A 15332-nucleotide genomic window follows, 5' to 3' on the forward strand; every position below is an offset into this window, starting at 1 on the left:
CACGAAGGCCGCCCGCTGCGCTGCGGGCGGCCCGAGGAAGTCGACGCGCGTCACGCGCTGAGGCGGCTGCCCATCCACTGGAGGGTGCCGGGGATCTCGCGGCGCCAGGTGTTGAAGTTGTGACCGCCGCTCTCCAGGATCATCGAGGAGACCCGGGTGGGGTGCTTGGCGGCGAGGTCGATGAACTTCATCGTGTCCTTGTAGTTGTGCTCGCCCTGCTTGCTGCTGGTGACCAGCATCGAGATCTTGGGCAGCGGCTTGTGCTTCAGCCGCCAGATCAGGTTGTTCTCCTGCTCCAGCTGCTTGCTGCCGCCGAAGAGGGAACCGGTCGTGGGGTCCTGCGGGGCCTTGTAGTAGCCGGACAGCGAGGCGGCGGCGCCGTACGCCTCCGGGTGGCGCATCGCGAGCTTGAGCGCGCAGTAGCCGCCGGTCGAGTCGCCGATCATGCCCCAGTTGGCGGCCTTGGTGCCGATCCGGTACTGCTGCGAGAGCGCCTTGCGCAGGTCCTTGGTGAAGAAGGTCTCGGTCTTGGGGCCGTCGGGTATGTCCATGCACTCCGTGTCCCGGGGCGGGGCGACGGTCGGCCGCATCATCACCAGGATGGTGGGCTGCATCTTCTTGTCCTTGGCCAGCTTGTGCGCCGTCTGCGGGTAGTGCAGGCCCTTGATCAGCGCCTCGGCGGTGCCCGGGTAGCCGGTCAGCACGACGGAGGCCGGAAAGGTGCGCTTGGCGAAAGCGGGCTGGAAGTACTCCGGCGGCAGGTACACGTAGGCCGGGCTGGCGATCCGGGACTCGGGCCCCTGGATGTTGACCTTCTCGATCCGGCCGGCCACCCGCGGCACCGAGGCCCGGGGCACGTTCACCTGCTGGGTGCCCACCACCTGGACGCGGTGCGCGCCCGCGCTGTGGTCGACGACGACGCCCTGGTCCTGCTCCTGGCCGAAGAGGTCGGCCCACGAGGCGTAGAAGCCGAACGAGTAGTTCGCGTACAGGCCGATGGCGGCGAACAGGGACAGCTGGGTGACGAACAGCATGCCGACGCGGCCCAGGATGGAGCCCACGTTCCGCTTGCCGAGCCGCGGCCAGAGCCAGACGGTCAGCGCGAAGAGCACAACCGCCAGCACTGCGGCCAACAGCAGAACTGTCTTGCTGGTGAGACCCATGAGGTGCTTTCTGCCGAGCGACCCGGCGCCGGGTCGCGGAATGGTTACTTCTATCCGGGCCCGCCGCCGGCGGAACCTCCGCCCCTGAACCGTCGTCCTACAGGGCGCACATTGTCCGGAGCGGTACGGCCAGATGCCGTATGCCCACTCGACATGGACGACGGGAAGAGATGTCTGTCAGGGAAGATGGCAAAAAGTCCGATGGGGTTCCTTCGGGTCCGAAGTGGCTGTCGGTGCTTGCCCGCATGGCCAAGGGGCCTCGGCCGGAGCGTGTTCCGGCCGTCGTAGGCACGGTCGCGGCGGTCATCGGTCTGATGGACATCGCCGCCGGCGTCATCCCGCGCTTCCGCTTCAGCAAGATCCATACGCTGGCCGAGGTGCTCCCCGGAGCCGTCACGCAGCTGGCCGCCGCCGCGTCGATCGTCGTCGGCATCCTGCTGCTGATGCTCGCCCACGGCCTCAAGCGCGCGAAGTCGCGCGCCTGGTGGGCCGCCGTCGTGGTGCTGCCGGTGGGCGCCGCCGCGCACCTGATCTACCGGCACTCCATCCCGGGCGCGGTCTTCTCGCTGCTGCTCTTCGCCTACCTGGTGCGGCACCGGAACGCGTTCACCGCGCTGCCCGACCCGCGCAGCCGCTGGAAGGCGCTGGCCAACTTCATCCTGATGGGCGGCGCCAGCTTCGCCCTCGGCTGGGTGATCGTCGGCTCGCACCCGGACCAGATGGTCGGCGACCCGCCGGTGCTGGAGCAGATCGAGCACGTCCTGTGGGGTCTGTTCGGCTTCGAGGGATCGATCCGCTACACCGGCGGCGTCGACTACGTCGTCGGCTACTCCCTCGGCGCCCTCGGTCTGCTGACCGTCGCCACCACCGCGTTCCTGGCCTTCCGGCCGCAGTACCCGGCCGCCGTCCTCACCGAGGAGGACGAGGACCGGCTGCGCGAGCTGCTCGCCAAGCACGGCGACCGCGACTCGCTGGGCCACTTCGCGCTGCGCCGCGACAAGAGCGTCGTCTTCTCCCCGTCCGGCAAGGCCGCCGTCTCCTACCGCGTGGTCTCCGGCGTCATCCTCGCCAGTGGTGACCCGATCGGCGACGTCGAGGCCTGGCCGGGCGCCATCGAGAAGTTCATGGAGCTGGCCAAGCGGCACTCCTGGACCCCGGCCGTCAACGGGTGCAGCGAGACCGGCGGCGAGGTCTGGACCCGGGAGACCGGTCTGGACGCCCTGGAGATGGGCGACGAGGCCATCGTCGAGGTCGCCGACTTCAGCCTCAGCGGCCGGGCCATGCGCAACGTCCGCCAGATGGTCAAGCGCATCGAGCGCAACGGCTACAGCACCAAGGTCCGCCGCGTCGGCGACCTGAGCCCCGAGGAGCTCGCGGTCGTCCAGCAGGCCGCCAACGCCTGGCGCGACACCGAGGAGGAGCGCGGCTTCTCCATGGCGCTGGGCCGGATCGGCGACCCGAAGGACCTGGACGCCATCATCGCCACCGCGCACAAGGACGTCGAGGAGGGCGAGAACGCCCCCTTCGGCGACCTGCGGGCCATGCAGCACTACGTGCCGTGGGGCAAGGACGGCAGCTCGCTGGAGCTGATGCGCCGCGACCGCGGCGCCGACCCGGGCATGAACGAGCTGCTGATCGTCGCCTTCCTCCAGGCGGCGCCCGACCTGAAGATCAAGCGCCTGTCGCTGAACTTCGCGTTCTTCCGCTCGGCCCTGGAGCGCGGGAGCAAGCTGGGCGCCGGACCGGTGGTCCGGATCCAGCGCGGGGTCCTGATCTTCCTGTCGCGCTGGTTCCAGATCGAGTCGCTGTACAAGTTCAACGAGAAGTTCCGGCCGCGCTGGGAGCCGCGCTTCATCGTCTTCCCGAACAGCCGCGACCTGCCGCGCATCGGCTTCGCGATGATGCAGGCGGAGGGCTTCCTGGAGCTGCCGCGGCTGCTGCGCCGCCGCCCGGCGCCGCCCAAGCCGAGCTTCGACGACGACGCGACGGTGGAGCAGGCGGAGGTCACGCGCGCCGCGTGAGCCCCGCCCGTCCCGGCCCAGAGCCCTTCCCGGAACCGCTTCCGGGGAGGGCTCTCGCCGTGTCGGCCGGTCGCCGCCGCTCGGGGCCCACGGCCTACGCTGGTGGGCATGAGTACCTTGCACGCTCGTATCGGGCCCGTCGGTCTGCCGCGGTGGGACCGCTGTGCGGTGATGGGCGTGGTCAACGTGACGCCCGACTCGTTCTCCGACGGCGGCCGCTGGTTCGACACGGCCGAGGCGGTCAAGCGGGGCCTGGACCTCGTCGCCGGCGGCGCGGACCTGGTGGACGTGGGCGGCGAGTCCACCCGGCCGGGGGCGCTGCGGGTGGACGAGGCCGAGGAGCGGCGCCGGGTGGTCCCGGTCGTCCGCGAGCTGGCCGGCGAGGGCGTCGTGGTCTCGGTCGACACGATGCGGGCCTCGGTCGCGGAGGCGGCCCTGGAGGCCGGCGCCGGGCTGGTCAACGATGTGAGCGGCGGGCTCGCCGACCCGGCGATGGTCCCGATGGCGGCGCAGGCCCGGGTGCCGTTCGTGGTCATGCACTGGCGCGGTTTCAGTGAGGACATGAACAGCCGGGCGGTCTACGACGACGTGGTCGGCGAGGTGGTCGACGAGCTGCGGCGGCGGGTGGACGCGGTGGTGGCGGGCGGTGTCGAGCCGGAGCGGCTGGTGATCGACCCCGGCCTGGGCTTCGCCAAGAACGCCGGGCACGACCTGGCCCTGCTCGCCCGGCTGGACCGGCTGCGGGCCGAGCTGGGGCTGCCGCTGCTGGTCGCGGCGTCCCGCAAGCGCTTCCTCGGCCGGGTGCTGGCGGGTCCCGACGGCGTTCTGCCGCCGGCCCGCGAACGGGACGCGGCGACGGCCGCGGTCTCGGTGCTGGCGGCGCGCGAGGGCGCGTGGGCGGTGCGGGTGCACGAGGTGGGCGCGAGCGCGGACGCCGTGCGCGTGGTGAGCGCCGTGGACGCCGCGCGCACCGGAGCCCCCGAGGGGGCGGTGTGAGCTCGGCGCGCACGGACGCCGAGCGGGTCGAGCTCGCCAACACGGCCCTGTACGAGGCGGTGGAGCGCGGCGACACCGAGGCCATGCACCGGATGTGGCTGGACGACCCCGGTACCGAGGTGTCGTGCGTGCACCCGGGCTGGCCGGTGCTGCGCGGCCGGGGCGAGGTGCTGCGCTCCTACGCGCTGATCATGGCGAGCACCGACTACATCCAGTTCTTCCTGACCGACGTCGAGGTGTCGGTGGCCGGTGACACCGCCCTGGTGACCTGCACGGAGAACATCCTCAGCGGAGCGCCCGCGGAATCCGAGGGCGAGCTCGGGCCGCTGGTGGGCCAGCTGGTCGTGGCGACCAACGCGTTCCGCCGGGTGGGGTCGGAGTGGAAGGTGTGGTCGCACCACGGTTCGCCGGTGCTGGCGGGCCGGGACGACGAGGAGTACGCGGAGCGCGAGGAGGGTCCTGAGGACCTGGACGGCGGCTCCGGGCCGGTCGGACCGCTGGGCTGACGGGCGCCCTTCCCAAGCGTCCTTCCCAAGCGTCCTTCCCGGGGGTGCGGACCGGCCCGCACGTCATCGCCGCGCGTCAGTGTGATGGATTCGTGACCACTCGTTCGAGCTGCTTCCCCGGCGGGTATGGGTGCTCATACGCCGGCCGGGGAACGCGGCGGACGCCGGTGACCAGCATCACAGCCGTTCCCGGGCCGGGACACCCGCGGCCGGACGCTGTCGGTGCTCGCAGGTAGATTCGACGTTGGGTATCCCGGTCGAAGGCCGGGGACGGGTGACGCTCCGGCCGCCGCCGGGAGTCCCTCCCCCGTGGCCGCGAGGGCACGGGAGGTACCCGTCACCGACGACCAGCAGGAGTGATTCGTGTGGATCGTGTCGCGCTGCGCGGCTTGAAGGCTCGCGGGCACCATGGGGTCTTCCCCCGAGAACGCGAGGAAGGCCAGACCTTCGTCGTGGATCTCGTGCTGAGCCTGGACACCCGGCCCGCCGCGGCCGACGACGACCTCACGAAGACCGTCCACTACGGCATCGTGGCCGAGGAGGTGGTCGGCATCGTCCAGGGCGAGCCGGTCGACCTCATCGAGACCCTCGCCGAGCGGATCGCCGAGCAGTGCCTGAAGCACGAGCCGGTACGGGAGGTCGAGGTGGTCGTGCACAAGCCGGACGCCCCGATCACCGTGCCCTTCGACGACGTGACCGTAACGATCACCCGGAGCCGAGTATGAGCAGCAGCGACCCGACCGTGCAGCCGGTGCCCGCCTCCGTGGTGGAGCAGGTGGACGCCGCCGACGTGACCCTGAGCAACCCGCAGTGGGCCGTGCTGTCGCTCGGCAGCAACCTGGGCAACCGCCTGGAGACGCTCCAGGGCGCGATCGACGCCCTGGAGGACACGCCCGGCCTGCGGGTGAAGGCGGTCTCCCCGGTCTACGAGACGGAGCCCTGGGGCGTCGAGCCCGGCTCCCAGCCGGCCTACTTCAACGCGGTGGTGCTGGTGAAGACCACGCTCCCGCCGGCCTCGCTGCTGGAGCGCGGACATGCCATCGAGGAGGCGTTCGAGCGCGTGCGCGACGAGCGCTGGGGGCCGCGGACCATCGACGTGGACATCGTCACTTATCAGGACGTGATCTCCGACGACCCGCTGCTGACGCTGCCGCATCCGCGCGCCCACGAGCGTGCCTTCGTGCTGGTTCCGTGGTACGACGTGGACCCGGAGGCTGTTGTTCCGGGACGCGGGCCGGTCGCCGACCTGCTGTCCGGGCTCGCCCGCGAGGGCGTCCGGCCGCGGGTGGACCTGGAACTCCGGCTGCCCGAGTAGCCGTTGGTTCAGTGGCGGCACGGGCGCCGCGCTCGGAGGGACGGATCGATGGCGATGAAGACGACGAGGGGCTGACGGCTCGGTGAAGCAACTTCGGATCGGGATGCTGCTCGGCCTGTTCGCCGCGGCCGGGGTGCTGTCCTGGGCCGGTGCCCGGCTCTGGGACGCCTTCGACACGCTGCCGAGCGTGCCGGTCGCGGCGCCGATCGTGCTGGCCGTGATCGCCGTCGTCCTCTTCTCGACGGCCCTCTCGCTCCGCGGCCGGCTGCGCGCGCAGCGCGAGCGGCGCCCCGGCGCCAAGGGCGTCGACCCGCTGCTGGCGGCCCGGGCCGTGGTGTTCGGCCAGGCCAGCGCCCTGGTCGCGGCGCTGGTGTCCGGCGCGTACGGCGGGGTGGGGGTGTTCCTGCTGCTGGACGGCATGGAGACCGACGCCCGCCGGGAGCAGACGATCTACGCCGGGGCCTCGGTGCTGGCCGGGGCTTGTGTGGTGGCCGCGGCGTTCTTCATGGAGCGGGTCTGCAAGCTCCCGGAGGACGACGACGAGGGGCCGGGGGAGGGGAAGCCCGCGTAGGCTCCCCCGCTCCCCGGGGAGCCGCTCAGCTCGGCGCGGGCGCCTGCAGCCCCCCGCCGGTCGGCTCGGTCCGGTCGGCCCGCCGCGCGTCGTCCCCGACCGAGCGCCGCAGGGCTCCGTGCAGGCTGGTCGGGGTGAGGACGCCGAGGAAGTGGTCCCTGCGGTCGCCGTCGAGCACCGCGATCCACCCGGCGTCGTGCTGGAGCATGGTGCTGAACGCCTGCTTCAGCGACGCCCCCAGGGGCAGCCAGGCGTCCATGTGCCGGGCGTGGTCCCGTACGGTGCCGCCGTTCGCGTGGACGATCGCGTCCGCCGCCACCCAGCCGTGCAGCCGCTCGCCGTCGTCGAGGACGACGGCCCAGTCGGCGTGCTCGCCGGCGAGCACGCCGAGGGCGGACTCCACCGGGTCGTCCAGGTGGACGACGGGAGGCTGCTCCAGGTCGCCGCGTTCGATCGGGGTGACGGAGAGCCGCTTCAGACCGCGGTCGGCGCCGACGAAGTCGGCGACGTAGGGCGTGGCGGGGGCGCCGAGCACCATCGAGGGCGCGTCGAGCTGCTCGATGCGGCCGTGCCCGTAGACCGCGATGCGGTCCCCCAGCCGGACCGCCTCCTCGATGTCGTGGGTGACGAAGAGCACGGTCTTGCGCACCTGTGACTGGAGGCGCAGGAACTCGTTCTGCAGCCGTTCGCGGACGACCGGGTCGACGGCGCCGAACGGTTCGTCCATCAGGAGGACGGGCGGGTCGGCGGCGAGGGCGCGGGCGACGCCGACGCGCTGCCGCTGGCCGCCGGAGAGCTGGTCGGGGTAGCGGCTCCCGTGGACGGCGGGGTCGAGGCCGACGAGCTCCAGCAGCTCGGCGGCGCGGTCGCGGGCCTTCTTCCGCTGCCAGCCGAGCAGGTGGGGGACGGTCGCGGTGTTGTCGAGCACCGTCTTGTGCGGGAACAGCCCGACCTGCTGGATCACGTAGCCGATGCGGCGGCGCAGGGCGACCGGGTCGGTCTCCGCTATGTCCGCGCCGTCCAGCAGGATCCGACCCTCGGTCGGTTCAATCAGCCGGTTGACCATCTTCATCGTGGTGGTCTTGCCACAGCCGGACGGTCCGACGAGCGTGACCAGCTCGCCCTCCGCCACTTCGAAGGACAGGTCGTCCACGGCGGTCGTGCCATCGGCGTAGCGCTTGGTGACGTGCTCGAATCGGATCACGCCCCCCATTGTTGCCACATCTTCCCCGGTCGTGACGTGTCGGAGCCCTGGCTGTAAGACGGCCCACAGGCGATTGTCAGTGGTGGGCGTTAGGGTCGCCAGTAACCGTCGGTGAAGGCCAAGGGGGAGGTGAGCGCGCATGGCGGGGCAGGGCGGCAACTGTCTGATCGACAACGACTGGATCTGCGGCGAGTACGTGCGGACGCGGAGCCACGAGCTCGTCGACGCGACCGTGCAGCACATCGGCATCACGCTGGCGTCCGTCGGCATAGGGCTGCTCATCGCGTTCCCGCTGGCGCTGGCGGCCCGCCGCTGGCGCGGTGTCGCGGGCCCGGTGCTCGGGCTGACCACGGTGCTCTACACGATTCCGTCCCTGGCGATGTTCTCGCTGCTGGTGCCGGTCTTCGGGCTCTCGGCGGCCGTGGTGGTCACCGGCCTGGTGCTCTACTCGCTGACCATCCTGGTGCGGAACATCCTGGCCGGGCTGGCCGCCGTGCCGGAGGAGGCCCGTGAGGCGGCGCGAGGCATGGGGTACGGGCCGGTGCGGCTGCTGTTCGGGGTGGAGCTGCCGCTCGCCCTGCCGGCGGTGATGGCGGGGGTCCGGATCGCCACCGTGTCCACGGTCTCGCTGACCACCGTCGGCGCGCTCACCGGCTACGGCGGGCTGGGCAATCTGATCTACGAGGGGCTGCACAGCATCTTCAAGGCCCAGGTCCTGACCGCCTCGGTGCTCTGCGTCCTGCTGGCCGTCGTGGCGGACGTGCTGCTGCTGGGGCTCCAGCGGCTGCTGACGCCCTGGACGCGGAAGCCGCGCGCGCGGCGGGGGGCCGGGGGAGCCGGGACAGCGCTGTCGGCGCGCGACGAGCGGAAGGAGGCGGTGGTCTGATGGGTGTCGTCTCCCGGACGTGGACGTGGCTGGCCACCGGTTCGCACTGGTCGGGGCCGGACGGGGTCTGGCACCGGCTCGCCGAGCACCTCCAGCTGACCGTGGTGTGCCTGGCCCTCTCCTGCGCGATCGCCCTGCCCCTCGCCATCGTGCTGGGGCACACCGGCCGGGGCGGCGCGCTGGCCGTCAACCTCTCCAACGCGGGCCGGGCGGTGCCCACTTTCGCCGTGCTGGTCCTGCTCACCCTGGGCCCGCTGGGTACGTACGACTCATGGCCCACGGTCATCGCCCTCGTCCTCTTCGCGATACCCCCGCTGCTGACCAACGCCTACGTGGGCATGCGGGAGGTGGACCGCGACGTGGTCGAGGCCGCCCGGGGCATGGGGATGTCGGGCCGGCAGGTCATCGGACGGGTCGAACTGCCCCTGGCCATGCCGCTGGTGATGACCGGCGTGCGGTCGGCCGCCGTGCAGGTGGTGGCGACCGTCTCCATCGCGGCGATGGTCGGCGGCGGTGGGCTGGGGCGGATCATCACGGCGGGGTTCCGGCTCACCGACACGCCTCAGGTGGTGGCCGGCGCCCTGCTGGTGGCCGTCCTCGCCCTGGTGGTGGAGGCGGTGTTCGTCGTGCTGGAGCGCTGGTTGGGGCGTCGGAATCGGCATCCCTTGAACCCAAAGGTCGCCGAGAGCACCTGAGCTGACTGACTGTCAGCTGACGCAACGTCACATAGGACCGAATGGAGTGCCGCATGACCAGCACCATCCCGCGCCGCGCGCGGGCCGCCCGCGCCGCGCTGGCGGCGGCGGGAGTCGCCGCCCTGACGGCGGGCCTGGCCGCTTGCGGCGGGGACAGCCTGGAGAAGTCCGGGGGCGGGGGCGGGGGATCCAGTGCGTCGGGCCGCGGATCCCTGGTGATCGGATCCGCCTCGTTCACCGAGTCGAAGGTGCTCGCGGAAATATACGCGGGCCTGTTGAAGGACGCCGGATATTCCACCTCGATCAAGACGGTGGACGCGCGCGAGCTGTATGAACCGGCGCTGGAGAAGGGGCAGATCGATGTCGTCCCGGAGTACGCGGCGACGCTCGCCGAATTCCTGAACAAGAAGCAGAACGGGAAGGACGCTCCGCAGGTCGCCTCGGCGGACTCGGACACCACGCTGAAGGCGCTGCGTAAACTCGCCGAACCGCGGGGGCTCAAGGTGCTGGACGCCGGCCGGGCCGTGGATCAGAACGCGTTCGCCGTGTCGGCCGAGTTCGCGAGGAAACACCAGCTCAAGACGCTTTCGGACCTCGGGGCATCGAAGGAGTCGGTCAAGCTCGCGGCAGGTGACGAGTGCACCGCGCGGCCCTTCTGCAAGCCCGGTCTGGAGAAGACCTACGGCATCCGCGTCGCGGGCATCGACCCCTTGGAGGTCGGCAGTACCCAGGCCAAGCAGGCGGTCAGGAACGGCAAGGACCAGATGGTCCTCACGACGACCACGGACGCCACGCTGGAACAGTTCGGTCTTGTCGTGCTTGAGGACGACAAGAAATTGCAGAACTCCGACAACGTGCTGCCGGTGGTGAATGCGCGGAAGGCGGGTTCGCCGCAGGTCGTGGAAGCGCTCGGCAAACTCAACAAGGTGCTGACCACGGAAGACCTCAGCGAACTCAACAAGAAGGTGGATGCCGAGCGGCTCAAGCCGGCGGATGTGGCCGCGCAGTACCTCAAGGACAAGGGGTTGCTGGGCAAGTAGGAGGGGGCCCGGGGAGGCAAGGAGGGGGCGGGTAGGGGACAAGTAAGATCAAGGGAACGGTTTGGTGCCGGAGTCACACTTTCGTCGCAACGCACGGTAAGTTTCTGGCCATGCCACGAGGACGCCACCGCCATTCCACATCCCTGCACCGGCTTCTTCCCTCTTCGCTGGTCGCCGCGACCTCGGTCGCCTGTGCGGCCGGAGCCTGGACAGTGGGCGAAACGGTCGTCATACGCGGCCTCGCCGCGGGTGCCGCCGTGGCGGCCGTGGTCGGCTCGGTGCTGATGCGCCGTTGGGACCGGTCGGCGGGCAAGCGGGTTGCCCAGCTCACCGCGGCCCGCGCCCGCGACGAGTGGAAGACGGACGAGCGCCTCGCCGAGCTCGAGACGGACCTGGAGGAGACCCGCCAGGCCCGCGCCCGGCTGGAGACCAAGCTCCGCGGCAAGCGCGCCGAGCTGGCCCGGCTCCGCACCGAGCACGCCGACCTGCTGCGCCGCTACGCCACCGCCGAGACCGAGCGGGCCAGCGCTCTTGAAGGGCGGCGGCTGCTGGAGAGCGAGCGCTCGGCGATCGGCGCTTCCGGCGAGGGCGAGGCCGTCGGGGCCGCCGGGGACGCCGACGAGAAGGCCGGAGTGCCCAAGGCCGCGCGGGCCCTGGAGTCCGCCATGCAGGCCCGCTCCCTGGTGCAGGCCCGCTCCGACGGGCAGGTCGGTGCGCGGGAGTACCGCAGGGCGGCGGACGCGCTGCGGGATCTTACGCGGAACGGGGCGGTGCAGCGGGAGGCCGAGGAGCGGGCTTCGGCGGCTTCCGCCGAGGTGAGTGCGCCTGCCGTGTCGGCTGCTCCTGCGCTTCCGGTTCCGGCTCCTGCTCCCGTTGCGCCTGCCGCGCCTGCCGCGCCTGCCGCGCCTGCCGCGCCCGAGCCCGTCGTCGCGCAGGACAGTGCGCCCGCGGTCCGTCCCGAGGCGGCCGTGGCCGTGCGCGACAGCCGTCCCGCCATGCCCGTACGGCGTCCCGCGCCTCCGGTGCGGCGGGCCACGGGCGGGTTCGACTTCTTCGGTACGCGGCACCGGGCGAAGCAGGCCGCTGCCGCGGCTCAGGCAGCTGTCGAGGAGCAGGATCTCGCCGATGTCGTCGGCGAGGAGGCGTTGGCCGCCGGGCGGAACGCCGACGAGCGGGTCATCGATCTGACGGCTCATGACGAGACCGAGCAGATCGATGTGGCGGAGCTCCGCGACGCGATCTGAGGCGCCTGCGGCGGGCTTGTGCCCCAGCCCCGCCCCTTCGCCGATTCCCGGGGGCTCCGCCCCCAGCCCCCCGAAGCGCGCTCCGCGCGCTGTCCTCAAGCGCCGGACGGGCTGAATCGCCTGTCCGGCGCCTACTTGTCGATGTCCCCCACCACGAAGAACAACGACCCCAGAATCGCCACCATGTCCGCCACCAGCGTCCCGGGCAGCAGCTCCACCAGCGCCTGGATGTTGTTGTACGAAGCGGACCGCAGCTTCAGCCGGTACGGCGTCTTCTCGCCCTTGGACACCAGGTAGTACCCGTTGAGCCCGAGCGGATTCTCGGTCCACGCGTAAGTGGCGCCCTCAGGCGCCTTGAGCACCTTGGGAAGGCGCTGGTTCACCGGGCCGGGCGGGAGTTCCGCCAGCCGGTCGAGGCAGGCGTCGGCCAGGGCGAGGGCGTTGTGGGTCTGGTCGAGGAGGCACTCGAAGCGGGCGAGGCAGTCGCCCTCCTCGCGGGTGACGACCTTCAGGACGTCCGCGAGCTCCCCGTAGGCCAGGTAGGGCTCGTCGCGCCGCAGGTCGAAGTCGACGCCGGAGGCTCGCGCGATGGGGCCGCTCACGCCGTAGGCGTGCACGGTCTCGCGGGAGAGGACGCCGACGCCGCGGGTGCGGCCGCGGAAGATCTCGTTGCCGAGGACGAGGCGGTCGTGGACGTCCATGCGGGAGCGGACCTCGGCGACGGCCTGCCGGGCGCGGTCGGTCCAGCCGGCGGGCAGGTCCTCCTTGAGGCCGCCGACGCGGTTGAACATGTAGTGCATCCGGCCGCCGGAGACCTCCTCCAGCACCGCCTGGAGCACCTCGCGCTCGCGGAAGGCGTGGAAGACGGGGGTGATGCCGCCGAGCTCCAGGGGATAGGAGCCGAGGAACATGAGGTGGTTGAGGATCCGGTTCAGCTCGGCCAGCAGGGTGCGGAGCCACACCGCGCGCTCGGGCACCTCCATGCCCAGCATGCGCTCGACGGCCATGACGACGCCGAGCTCGTTGGAGAACGCGGACAGCCAGTCGTGGCGGTTGGCGAGCATGACGATCTGGCGGTAGTCGCGGGCCTCGAAGAGCTTCTCCGCGCCGCGGTGCATGTAGCCGATCACCGGCTCGGCGCTGCGGACGCGCTCCCCGTCGAGGACGAGGCGCAGCCGCAGCACCCCGTGGGTGGAGGGGTGCTGCGGGCCGATGTTGAGCACCATGTCCGTGCTCTCCGCCGCGCCGCCGATGCCGACTGTCGTCTCCGTCATGGGGACAGTTTCTCAGCCGGGCCAGGACGGTCGCGCGCTCGTGTCCTCCGGGAGGAGGTCCGCGCACTCCGGGCCGACGGGCTGGAGCAGCCAGCGGAAGCCGCCCATGCCGCCCGGCGACGTCAGCTCGCCCGCCGCGCTCGCCGCCCCCAGGGCGCGGACGTAGGCGGCCGGGTCCGAGGAAGCCAGGGCGAGCGGCGGCCGACGGCCGTCCACGCCCAGGGCCCGGAGCGCGGCGCGCTGGCTGAGCAGCGTGGCGCCGGGGCCGGCGCAGGCGTCGAGGGCCACGTGGGCGGTGATGTCACAGCTGCCGTCGGGCACCGGGCGTACCTCCCGGCCCTCGCGGAAGCCGGTCAGGGTGCCGAACGGCGGGCGGGTGGCGCGCTCGTGCGCGTAGTCGACGGCCACCGCCAGGCCGGCCCGCAGGGTGCCGACCGCCCGGGACCACGCCTCGTCCCGCGTCCGGCCGATCTCGGCGCGGCTGCCCGGCGGCGCGCCCTCCAGCGGCCACCAGCGGGCCAGCCACTCGGCGTCCGGGCCCGAGACCGGGTCGCCGGGCAGCTCCTCGCCGTCCTCCTGGACGAGTACCTGGCGCGGGGTGCCGCCGCCGTCGGTCTCGACGACGTCCACCGGGACGTTGTCCAGCCACTCGTTGGCGAAGAGGAGGCCGGTCACCCCTTCGGGTGGCGTGTCCCGCCAGACGACGCGCTCGTCGAGGCCGTCGGGACGGCCGGCGCGCTCCACGGCGTACGGCCGGAGCCGGCCGGCCAGCTCGGGCGGGCACTGCGCGAGCACCCCGGTGGTCAGCTCGCCGCGCCCGGCGCCCATGTCGACGAAGGCCAGCTCCGCCGGTGAGCCCAGGGCGCGGTCGACCCTCCGCAGCAACTCGGCGACCGCGCCCGCGTACAGCGGGGAGGCGTGCACGGCGGTGCGGAAGTGGCCGGCGGGGCCTTCGGGGCGTCGGTAGAAGCCATGAGGGCCGTAGAGGGCGGCTTCCGCCGCCGCCCGCCAAGTGCGCGTCCCGGGTGTCATGTCCCCACGCTATGCGCCCCCGGGCGTTCGCATCCTCCCGCGTGCCCCGGCGTCCCGCCGCGTCCCTCCACCTTGGGGAGTAGGCGGAGCGAACCGGGATCGATCGCCGGAGGGACCCCGGCACCCGGACGAGGTGCCTACGCTGGGTGACGTGCACCGCCTCTACGAATTCCTCCGCAGACACCCCACAGGTGTGGACAGCTTCTGGGCCGTGTTGCTGCTGGGGCTGTGCGCCCTGACGATGACCGACAGCGGGATGGTGAGCGCGGCCCACCGGACCGGCATGATCGTCGTCGCGCTGCTCATGTGCACGGTGCTGGCGCTGCGGCGCCGGATGCCGGAGAAGATGCTGATCCTGGCGATCGCCGTCGGGCTCGGCCAGCTGGCGTTCGGCATCGAGGCCAACATCTACGACGTCCCCATGCTGGTGATCGTCTACACGGTCGCGTCCGGCACTTGTCGCTGGGCCTCCCGGGTGGCGCTGGGCGGCGGCCTGGCGGCGCCCGTCCTGTACCTCTGGCGCTGGCCCGACAACTCCAGCGACTCCCTCACCCACGACCTCCTCGGCCTCGCCTTCGCCGCCTTCCCCTTCCTCCTCTCCTGGGTCCTCGGCGACCGGATGCGGACCCGCCGCGCCTACTGGGACCAGCTGGAGGAGCGCGCCGCGCGGCTGGAGAAGGAGCGCGAACAGCAGGCGAAGATGGCGGTGACCGCCGAGCGCGCCCGGATCGCCCGCGAGCTGCACGACGTCGTCGCGCACAACGTCTCCGTCATGGTCGTGCAGGCGGACGGCGCCGCCTACGTCCTCGACTCCTCCCCCGAGCAGGCCAAGCAGGCGCTGGAGACCATCTCCGGCACCGGCCGCCAGGCGCTCGCCGAGATGCGCCGGCTGCTGGGCGTCCTGCGGACCGAGGACGGCTCCGCGCCGGCCGGCGAGTACGTGCCACAGCCCGACGTCGAGCAGATCGAGGAACTCGTCGAGCAGGTGCGCGGCGCCGGCCTGCCGGTCGACTACCGGGTCGAGGGCAGAGCCCGGCCGCTCCCGAGCGGCGTCGAGCTGACCGCCTACCGCATCGTGCAGGAGGCGCTCACCAACACCCGCAAGCACGGCGGGCCCGACGCCGGCGCCAGCGTCCGGCTCACCTACTTCGACGACGGGCTCGGGCTGCTCGTCGAGGACGACGGCCGGGGCGCGCAGCACGAGCTGTACGAGTCGGGCGGCGCGGACGGCATGGGCCACGGGCTGATCGGGATGCGGGAGCGCGTCGGCATGGTCGGGGGCACGCTGGACGCGGGGCCGCGTCCCGGCGGAGGATTCCGGATCAGTGTGCTGCTGCCCGCCAAGCCGGGCCGCTGAGCGCCCGGCACCCCCGTCCGCTTCCCTC

At 72.2% G+C, this 15332-nt stretch carries 15 protein-coding genes; 11 read left to right on the forward strand and 4 right to left on the reverse strand.

The features are described from left to right. Nucleotides 1–50: 50 nt before the first annotated feature. Nucleotides 51–1163, reverse strand: a complete 1113-nt coding sequence (locus tag JNW98_RS02590) for an alpha/beta hydrolase (RefSeq protein ID WP_223766382.1) — start codon at nt 1161–1163, stop codon at nt 51–53. A gap of 170 nt (nt 1164–1333) precedes the next feature. On the opposite strand from JNW98_RS02590, the gene JNW98_RS02595 reads away from it, so the two are divergent. From JNW98_RS02595 to JNW98_RS02620, 6 genes are all read left to right on the forward strand, one after another. Then, a complete protein-coding gene (locus JNW98_RS02595) occupies nt 1334–3184 on the forward strand; it encodes a phosphatidylglycerol lysyltransferase domain-containing protein (protein ID WP_372459144.1) in 1851 nt (616 codons plus the stop codon). A gap of 108 nt (nt 3185–3292) precedes the next feature. Next, nucleotides 3293–4180, forward strand: a complete 888-nt coding sequence (gene folP / locus JNW98_RS02600; protein WP_223766384.1) for a dihydropteroate synthase — start codon at nt 3293–3295, stop codon at nt 4178–4180. Beyond that, complete coding sequence (locus tag JNW98_RS02605; RefSeq protein ID WP_223766385.1) at nt 4177–4686, forward strand: nuclear transport factor 2 family protein; 510 nt, start codon at nt 4177–4179, stop codon at nt 4684–4686. Before folP ends, JNW98_RS02605 begins: the two co-directional genes overlap by 4 nt. Before the next feature lie 365 nt (nt 4687–5051). Then, nucleotides 5052–5411: a dihydroneopterin aldolase gene (gene folB, locus JNW98_RS02610; protein ID WP_372459146.1), complete on the forward strand. Its 360-nt coding sequence runs from the start codon at nt 5052–5054 to the stop codon at nt 5409–5411. Next, nucleotides 5408–6001: a 2-amino-4-hydroxy-6-hydroxymethyldihydropteridine diphosphokinase gene (folK, locus tag JNW98_RS02615; RefSeq protein WP_223766387.1), complete on the forward strand. Its 594-nt coding sequence runs from the start codon at nt 5408–5410 to the stop codon at nt 5999–6001. The genes folB and folK overlap by 4 nt, the downstream gene beginning before the upstream one ends. Before the next feature lie 82 nt (nt 6002–6083). Next, nucleotides 6084–6572: a DUF3180 domain-containing protein gene (locus JNW98_RS02620; protein ID WP_223766388.1), complete on the forward strand. Its 489-nt coding sequence runs from the start codon at nt 6084–6086 to the stop codon at nt 6570–6572. 25 nt (nt 6573–6597) lie between these two features. On the opposite strand, the gene JNW98_RS02625 is transcribed toward JNW98_RS02620, so the two are convergent. Beyond that, nucleotides 6598–7776 carry an ABC transporter ATP-binding protein gene (locus tag JNW98_RS02625; protein WP_223766389.1) on the reverse strand — a complete coding sequence of 393 codons (1179 nt, stop codon included), beginning with the start codon at nt 7774–7776 and terminating at the stop codon, nt 6598–6600. A gap of 139 nt (nt 7777–7915) precedes the next feature. On the opposite strand from JNW98_RS02625, the gene JNW98_RS02630 reads away from it, so the two are divergent. The 4 genes from JNW98_RS02630 to JNW98_RS02645 all read left to right on the forward strand — a co-directional run bounded on the left by JNW98_RS02630 (nt 7916) and on the right by JNW98_RS02645 (nt 11641). Next, entirely contained in the window at nt 7916–8662 is a 747-nt protein-coding gene (locus JNW98_RS02630; RefSeq protein ID WP_223766390.1) for an ABC transporter permease, read from the forward strand. Further along, on the forward strand, nt 8662–9357 hold the full coding sequence (locus JNW98_RS02635) for an ABC transporter permease (protein WP_223766391.1): 696 nt from the start codon (nt 8662–8664) through the stop codon (nt 9355–9357). The genes JNW98_RS02630 and JNW98_RS02635 overlap by 1 nt, the downstream gene beginning before the upstream one ends. A 53-nt stretch (nt 9358–9410) precedes the next feature. Then, on the forward strand, nt 9411–10397 hold the full coding sequence (locus tag JNW98_RS02640) for an ABC transporter substrate-binding protein (protein ID WP_223766392.1): 987 nt from the start codon (nt 9411–9413) through the stop codon (nt 10395–10397). Between the two features lie 110 nt (nt 10398–10507). Then, nucleotides 10508–11641, forward strand: a complete 1134-nt coding sequence (locus JNW98_RS02645) for a hypothetical protein (protein WP_223766393.1) — start codon at nt 10508–10510, stop codon at nt 11639–11641. Nucleotides 11642–11772: 131 nt separating this feature from the next. Here the strand turns inward: JNW98_RS02645 and JNW98_RS02650 are convergent, their stop codons facing one another. Both JNW98_RS02650 and JNW98_RS02655 read right to left on the reverse strand, forming a co-directional pair. Further along, on the reverse strand, nt 11773–12915 hold the full coding sequence (locus tag JNW98_RS02650) for an NADH-quinone oxidoreductase subunit D (RefSeq protein WP_223766394.1): 1143 nt from the start codon (nt 12913–12915) through the stop codon (nt 11773–11775). Between the two features lie 12 nt (nt 12916–12927). Beyond that, nucleotides 12928–13947 (reverse strand): SAM-dependent methyltransferase, encoded by a 1020-nt coding sequence (locus JNW98_RS02655; protein ID WP_223766395.1) that lies wholly within the window; start codon nt 13945–13947, stop codon nt 12928–12930. Between the two features lie 151 nt (nt 13948–14098). Here JNW98_RS02655 and JNW98_RS02660 point away from each other — a divergent pair, with 151 nt between their 5' ends. After that, nucleotides 14099–15304, forward strand: coding sequence for a sensor histidine kinase (locus JNW98_RS02660; protein ID WP_223766396.1), 1206 nt, complete (start codon nt 14099–14101; stop codon nt 15302–15304). The last annotated feature ends 28 nt before the right edge of the window (nt 15305–15332 follow it).

The sequence above is a fragment of the Streptomyces huiliensis genome (assembly GCF_020037025.1).
GTDB lineage: Bacteria > Actinomycetota > Actinomycetes > Streptomycetales > Streptomycetaceae > Streptomyces > Streptomyces huiliensis.

What these genes read in the sequence shown, in the direction of transcription:
- folP (WP_223766384.1), top strand. Translation starts at nt 3,293, where the DNA reads ATGAGTACCTTGCACGCTCGTATCGGGCCCGTCGGTCTGCCGCGGTGG.
- JNW98_RS02650 (WP_223766394.1), bottom strand. Translation starts at nt 12,915, where the DNA reads ATGACGGAGACGACAGTCGGCATCGGCGGCGCGGCGGAGAGCACGGAC.
- JNW98_RS02640 (WP_223766392.1), top strand. Translation starts at nt 9,411, where the DNA reads ATGACCAGCACCATCCCGCGCCGCGCGCGGGCCGCCCGCGCCGCGCTG.
- JNW98_RS02630 (WP_223766390.1), top strand. Translation starts at nt 7,916, where the DNA reads ATGGCGGGGCAGGGCGGCAACTGTCTGATCGACAACGACTGGATCTGC.
- JNW98_RS02590 (WP_223766382.1), bottom strand. Translation starts at nt 1,163, where the DNA reads ATGGGTCTCACCAGCAAGACAGTTCTGCTGTTGGCCGCAGTGCTGGCG.
- JNW98_RS02595 (WP_372459144.1), top strand. Translation starts at nt 1,334, where the DNA reads ATGTCTGTCAGGGAAGATGGCAAAAAGTCCGATGGGGTTCCTTCGGGT.
- JNW98_RS02655 (WP_223766395.1), bottom strand. Translation starts at nt 13,947, where the DNA reads ATGACACCCGGGACGCGCACTTGGCGGGCGGCGGCGGAAGCCGCCCTC.
- JNW98_RS02635 (WP_223766391.1), top strand. Translation starts at nt 8,662, where the DNA reads ATGGGTGTCGTCTCCCGGACGTGGACGTGGCTGGCCACCGGTTCGCAC.
- JNW98_RS02645 (WP_223766393.1), top strand. Translation starts at nt 10,508, where the DNA reads ATGCCACGAGGACGCCACCGCCATTCCACATCCCTGCACCGGCTTCTT.
- folK (WP_223766387.1), top strand. Translation starts at nt 5,408, where the DNA reads ATGAGCAGCAGCGACCCGACCGTGCAGCCGGTGCCCGCCTCCGTGGTG.